Annotated in this window: 2 protein-coding genes; both read left to right on the plus strand. The window is 63.7% G+C overall.

The features are described from left to right. Positions 1-10: 10 nt before the first annotated feature. Positions 11-6,412, plus strand: coding sequence for an immunoglobulin-like domain-containing protein (locus N7650_RS27685; RefSeq protein WP_347815661.1), 6,402 nt, complete (start codon positions 11-13; stop codon positions 6,410-6,412). Positions 6,413-6,557: 145 nt separating this feature from the next. Then, positions 6,558-6,899: a hypothetical protein gene (locus N7650_RS27690; protein WP_009407649.1), complete on the plus strand. Its 342-nt coding sequence runs from the start codon at positions 6,558-6,560 to the stop codon at positions 6,897-6,899. Positions 6,900-7,264 lie beyond the last annotated feature (365 nt).

Here is a 7,264-nt window from a genome sequence, read left to right on the forward strand (position 1 = left end):
TACCGCCAAGCTGACCAACCCGGCCGGCAGCGACATGACCGTCAGCCTGAGCAACGGTTCGACGATCAATATCGCCAAGGGCCTGAGCGAAGGCACCGTCACCGTCGATGCGCCGAAGAACAGTGTTTATGTGGACGCCACCAATGTCAGCGCCACCATCACCGGCACCAGCGGTGGCGATTTCGAGAAGCTGGCGATCAGCTCGACTCCAGCCGTAACCGCAGTCACCGATACCATCGACACCTCGACCGTGACCCTCAGCGCCACGCCGAGCGTGACCGAGGGCGGCGTAGTCACCTACACCGCCACCGTCAGTTCGCCGGTTACCGGGGCCCCGCTGGTGATCAGCCTGCAGAACGGCCAATCCATCACCATCGGTGTCAACGAAACCAGCGGCTCGGTCAACTTCACGGCACCGAACAACGTCTACGCCACCAATACGGCACTGACCAACAGCATTACCGGCATGACCGGCGGTAACTTCGAGAAGCTGGTATCGACCGGCGCCCCGACTACCGTGGTCAACGACAACCCGTCGAACCTGGACACCACCAACATCACCCTGAGCGCCACACCGTCGGTGGATGAAGGCGGCCAGATCACCTACACCGCCAAGCTGTCCAACCCGGCCGGCAGCGCCATGACCGTAAGCCTGAGCAATGGCTCGACCATCTCCATCGCCAAAGGCATGAGCGAGGGCACGGTGACCGTCGATGCGCCGAAGAACAGCGTCTACGTCGATGCCACCAGCGTCAGCACCACCATCACCGGCACCAGCGGCGGCGATTTCGAGAAGGTCAACGTCAGCAGCACTCCGGCGATTACCTCCATCACCGACACCATCGATACTTCGACCGTGACCCTGACCGCCACGCCAAGCGTGACCGAAGGCGGTGTGGTCACCTACACCGCCACCGTCAGCTCGCCGGTGACCGTGGCACCGCTGGTCGTCACCCTGGCCAACGGCCAGTCGATCACCATTGCAGTCAATGCCACCAGCGGCTCGGTGGACTTCACCGCGCCAAACAACGTCTACGCCACCAACGCGCCGCTGACCAACAGCATCACCGGCGTGACCGGCGGCAACTACGAGAAGCTGGTGACCGCTGGTGCGCCGAGCACTGTGGTCAACGACAACCCGAACAACCTCGACACTACCGGGGTCAGCCTGACCGCCTCCGGCACCGTCCAGGAAGGCGGGCAGATCACCTACACCGCCAAGCTGACCAACCCGGCCGGCAGCGCAATGACCGTCAGCCTGAGCAATGGCTCGACCATCACCATCGCCAAGGGCCTGAGCGAAGGCTCGGTGACCGTCGATGCGCCGAAGAACAGCGTGTATATCGACGCCGGCAATGTCAGCGCGACGATCAGCGGCACCAGTGGCGGCGACTTCGAGAAACTGAATATCAGCAGCACGCCCGCCGTGACGGCGGTCACCGATACGATCGACACCTCGACCGTGACCCTGACCGCCACGCCAAGCGTGGTCGAAGGCGGCGTGGTCACCTACACCGCCACCGTCACCTCGCCGGTGACCGTGGCACCGCTGGTCATCAGCCTGGCCAACGGCCAGTCGATCACCATCCCGGTCAATGCCACCAGCGGTACCGTGACCTACGTCGCGCCGAACAATGTATATGCCACCAATACACCGCTGACCAATAGCATCACCGGCATGACCGGCGGCAACTACGAGAAGCTGGTGAGCACGGGCACGACCACCACTACGGTGACCGACAGCCCGTCGAACCTGGACACCACCAATGTCACCCTCACTGCGACCAACACCGTGCAGGAAGGCGGCCAGATCACCTATACCGCCAAGCTGTCCAACCCGGCCGGCTCGGCGATGACCGTGACCCTGAGCAACGGCTCGACCATCAACATCGCCAAGGGCCTGAGCGAAGGCTCGGTGACCGTCGATGCGCCGAAGAACAGCGTGTACGTCGATGCCACCAACGTCAGCACGAGCATCACCGCCACCACAGGCGGCGACTTCGAGAAGGTCAACGTCAGCTCGGCTCCGGCCGTGACCTCGGTCACCGATACCATCGACACCAGCACCGTGACCCTGAGTGCAACCCCGAGCGTGATCGAGGGCGGTACCGTGGTCTACACCGCTACCGTCAGCTCGCCGGTGACCGTTGCGCCGCTGGTCATCAGCCTGGCCAACGGCCAGTCGATCACCATCCCGGTCAATGCCACCAGCGGCTCGGTCAACTACACCGCACCGAACAACCCGTACACTAGCAACCCGACGCTGACCAACAGCATCACCGGCGTCAGTGGCGGCAACTTCGAGAAACTGGAGGCCTCCGGCACGACCACCACCACGGTCACCGACGGCCCGATCGACACCACCACCGTGAGCCTCAGCGCCACCGGCTCGGTACAGGAAGGCGGGCAGATCACCTACACCGCGACCCTGACCAACCCGGCAGCGTCGCCGGTAACCGTGACCCTGTCCAACGGCTCGACCATCGTTATCGGCAAGGACCAGCTGTCCAGCAGCATCACCCTGCCGGCGCCGGCGGACACCCCGTACATCGACGCCAGCAGCATCAGCACGAAGATCACCGGTGCCAGCGGTGGCGGCTTCGAGAACCTGGCCTACAACGCCACGCCAGCGGTCACCCAGGTCACCGACACCAATACCCCGACCACCATCAGCATCAGCGGCAGCACGCTGGTGGCCGAGGGCGCGACCGGCAGCTACACCATCAACCTGAGCAACCCGTCGCAGTCGGCGGTCACCGTCAAGCTGAGCTATTCCGGCACCGCCACCAATGGCTCGGACTACACCGGCGTGACCACCGTGACCATCCCGGCCGGGGCGAGCAAGGCCGACTTCACCATTCCGACCATCAAGGACCTGGTGACCGAAGGCACGGAACAGTTCACCGTCAAGATCGACTCGGCCACCGGCGGCAACTTCGAGAGCGTGGTGGTCAGCCCGACCCAGGGCAGTGTGACCACCTCGATCTTCGAACCGGCACCGGTCCTGGACCTGGACGCCAACAACTCCAGCGGTGCGACCGGTGCCGATTACCAGGTGACCTTCACCGAAGGCCAGCCGGGCGCCGGCGTGTCCATCGGCGATATCGACCTGAACATCACCGACTACGACAGCACGTTGATGACCGGGGCCACCGTGACCCTGACCAACCGCATGGCCGGCGATGCGCTGAACCTGGGCAACAGCGTGGGAGGCATCAGCATCAATGCGGTGAGCACCAACGACAAGGTCACCCTGGTTCTTAGCGGCCCGGCGTCGATCGCCGATTACATCCAGCGCCTGAAGAACATCACCTTCATCAATACCAGCGATGACCCAAGCAGCACACCGCGGGTCATCACCGTGACGGTCACGGACGGGGTCAATACCTCGAACGTCGCTACCACCACGGTCAACGTGGTACCGATGAACGATGCACCGACCGCCGCCGGTGGCGAGATCACCGGCACCGAGGACACCGACCTGGCCCTGACCTGGTCCAGCCTGGGCGTCAGCGACCTGGACAACCTGCCGAGCGCGCTGGGCATCACCATCACCCAGCTGCCGGCCAACGGCACCCTGCAATACAAGGACGGGGCAACCTGGAAGACCCTGACCGCCGCCGATGCCGGCAAGGTGTTCAGCAAGGCCGATATCGATGCGGGCAACCTGAAGTTCGTGCCGCAGGCCAACCAGTCGGGCATCAGCGCCAACGGCGGCTCCGGCGTGGGCAACCAGCAGGCCGACTATGCGCAGATCAAGTTCAAGCCGTACGACGGCAAGGACATGGGCAACGAAGCCACGCTGAAAGTCGATATCACCCCGGTCGCCGACCAGCCGACCCTGACCATCGGCAGCAACGCCGTGGCCTCGATCGGCCTGACCAAGGAGATCTACACCGGGCTGTCGGGCCTGGGCACCGACGGCAACGGCGCCAATGCCGCAACCCTGAAATCGGTGATCGACGCGGCGGCCGGCAAGGCGCAGTCCACCACCATCGCCACCAACGCGGCGGAAACCTCGGTGACGGCGGGCGTTGCCTCGAAGACGTCCGGCCTGATGTACATGGAGGCCGGCAGCACCTACAAATTCACCGGTACCGGTGACGACAGCCTGGCAGTGGTGGTGGGCGGCAAGGACGTGGCCAGCACCACCTGGGGCGCCGGCGGCCAGCTCAACGGCACCTTTACCCCGACCAAGAGCGGCTACTACACCGTCGAGATCTACCACTACAACCAGGCGGGCCCGGGCAGCTACGACGTCAACCTCTCGGTGAACGGCGGCGCGACCATCGACGTCAGTCAGGCCGGCACCGCGCTCTACCCGAGCGTGGCAGCCCTGGCGGCAGCCGGCGTCACCGTTTCCGACCTGCACGGCAGCGGCGGCAAGGGCTATTACGACGGCTACAAGCTCAATGAAGGCGGCGAGAACGGCACGGTCAAGCTGGTCGGCATCAGCTCGGCCCTGACCGACACCGACGGCTCGGAAACCCTGGCGGTCAAGCTCGGCGGCATCCCGGCCGGCTCGGTAATCAGCGACAACGCCGGCCACAGTGTCGCCGTGGGCAGCACCCTGGTAGACGTCACCGGCTGGAACCTCAACGCCCTGACCATCAAGCCACCGGCGTACTACTCCGGGACCTTCAACGTGTCGGTCAGCGCCATCGCCACCGAAAGCGTCAACGGCAGCAGCGCCACCACGCCGGGCAGCATCAAGGTCACGGTGTATGGCGACACCTACGCCACAGCGGTGAACGCCACCGCCGACAGCGACACCTGGACCGGTACCGACGGCAACGACCTCATCGCCGCCGACATCAACGGCCTGCACGTGGTCGCCGGGCAGAACTACAACCTGGCATTCATCGTCGACACCTCGGGCAGCATGAAGGACTCGGTGGACGCGGCGCAGAAAGCCCTGCAGTCGGTGTTCACCACCCTGTCCAACAGCGTTCAGGGCGCCAGCTCCGGCACGGTGAACATCCTCTTGGTGGACTTCGCCACCCAGGTCAAATCCACCGTGTCGGTGAACCTGGCCGATAGCGGCGCGCTGCAGACCCTGAAAAACGCCCTGACGTCCATGTCGGCCAACGGCGGCACCAACTACGAGGACGCCTTCAAGACCACTGCGAACTGGTTCCAGGCCCTGAAGAACGCCGGTGTCACCGCGACCAACCAAACCTTCTTCATTACCGACGGCCAGCCGACCTACTACCAGACCGGCGAACGGGTGAACCCGACGCTGATCACCTACAGCGGCAGCAAGGCCAACCTGACGATGGATACCTACCTGTCGTCGATCAACTACAAGATCGGCCAGGTGGTGAATACCAACCTGGACAACAACAACTACCTGACCATCGACAGCAGCGGCAACCTCAACCTGTACAAGAACGGCAGCTGGTTCTCGTCGCTCAGCGGCACCCTGCATGCCCAGGGCGACGGTACCTACGAGCTGTCGAGCCTGGCCGGCCAGGGCAGCTATGCCGACACCGACACCATCAACAACTCGAAGAGCGCCTTCGCGGTACTCAAGGCGTTGTCGCCGAACATCGAGGCCATCGGTATCGGCAGCGACATCAATACCAGCGACCTGAAGCCATACGACTCCGACGGTGTGCCGCAAACCAACATCGACGCCAACAACCTGGCCAACGCCATCCTCGGCCACACCGAGGCGACCCTGCCGGGCAACGACACGGTCAATGCCGGCGATGGCAACGACATCGTGTTCGGCGACCTGATCCTGTTCCCGACCGTGTCCGGCAACGGCGTCGAAGCCCTGCAAAGCTACGTTGCACAGCAGAAGGGCATCGATGTCAGCGCGGTGGACAGCAAGACCATGCACCAGTACGTCACCGAGCACATCAGCGAGTTCGACATCTCGCGCACGAGCGATGGCGACGACAAGCTGTTCGGCGGCGACGGCAACGACATTCTCTTCGGCCAGGGCGGCAACGACACGCTCGATGGCGGCAAGGGCAATGACATCCTGCTCGGCGGTACCGGTAACGACACCCTGCTCGGTGGCGAAGGCAACGACCTGCTGTTCGGCGGCAAGGGCAACGACACCCTGACCGGCGGTTCGGGTTCCGACACCTTCATCTGGCGGGCGGGCGATACCGGCAACGACATTATCAAGGACTTCAAGCCGGCCGAAGGTGACCGTCTCGACCTGAGCGACCTGCTCCAGGGCGAAAAGGCCAGCACCATCGACAATTACCTGAAGATCACCACGGTGAACGGCGAGTCGACCCTGCAGGTCAGTAGTGAAGGCAAGCTCAACGCAAGCGGCGGCATCGCCAATGCCGACGTAACGATCAAGCTGGAAGGGGTGAACTGGTCCAATACCTCGATCAACTCGTTGATCAGCGGTGCGGATCCAACCATCAAGATCGACCACAACAACAGCTGACAGCGGTTCCGACGCCGGCTCTGCGGAGCCGGCGGACGACAGCCGTTTTGCCTGATGCGTCGCGGCCAAGCATACTCATGCGCCGCGCGCTGCGCGCCTGGCCTAAGCTGCTGACGAGATGGATTCGACGAGACGAGGTAAAACCATGTTCTACGTGCAACGCGATGCGGCGGGCCAGTTACTCCGGGTCGAAGCGGTTGCCTTTGCCGAGGCCACGGAAATGCTGCCGGCCGATCACGCCGAGGTCCTGGAGTGGTTCGCCGACGATGTGGTGGAGAACAGCCTCAAGCAGCTCAAACAGAGTGACCTGGACATGATCCGGGTCCTGGAGGACTTGATCGATGTGCTGACCACCAAGGGTGTGATCAGCATCACCGACCTGCCACCAGGCGCCCAGGCCAAGCTGCTCAACCGCAACACCGCGCGGGCGGCACTGGGCGGCCTGAACAACCTGATCGATGAAGACGAGCAGGGCGGGTTGATCTGACTCACCGCGGTCCCTGTGGGAGCTGGCTTGCCAGCGATTTGGCCAGGCCTGACAACCTCATCGCTCAAGCCGGCCTCATCGCTGGCAAGCCAGCTCCCACAATGTCCAGGTCAGGGCTGGGTGCAGTGTTCGGCCGAGATTTCGTTGGGGCAAGCCAAGGTGATATAGGCTGGCCCAATCCCTGTGTGAGCTGGCTTGCCAGCGATTTGGCCAGGCCTGACAACCTCATCGCTCAAGCCGGCCCCATCGCTGGCAAGCCAGCTCCCACAATGTCCAGGTCAGGGCTGGGTGCAATGATCGGCCGAGATTTTGTTGGGGCAAGCCAAGGTGACATAGGCTGGCCCAATACCCTGTGGGAGCTGGCT

Origin of the sequence: Pseudomonas sp. GD04058 (assembly GCF_029836855.1) — a bacterium.
In the GTDB taxonomy this organism is placed as follows: Bacteria; Pseudomonadota; Gammaproteobacteria; order Pseudomonadales; family Pseudomonadaceae; genus Aquipseudomonas; species Aquipseudomonas bharatica.

Bases quoted from the DNA above. Each gene is read 5' to 3' on its own strand.
- N7650_RS27690 (WP_009407649.1), top strand. From the start codon at position 6,558: ATGTTCTACGTGCAACGCGATGCGGCGGGCCAGTTACTCCGGGTCGAA.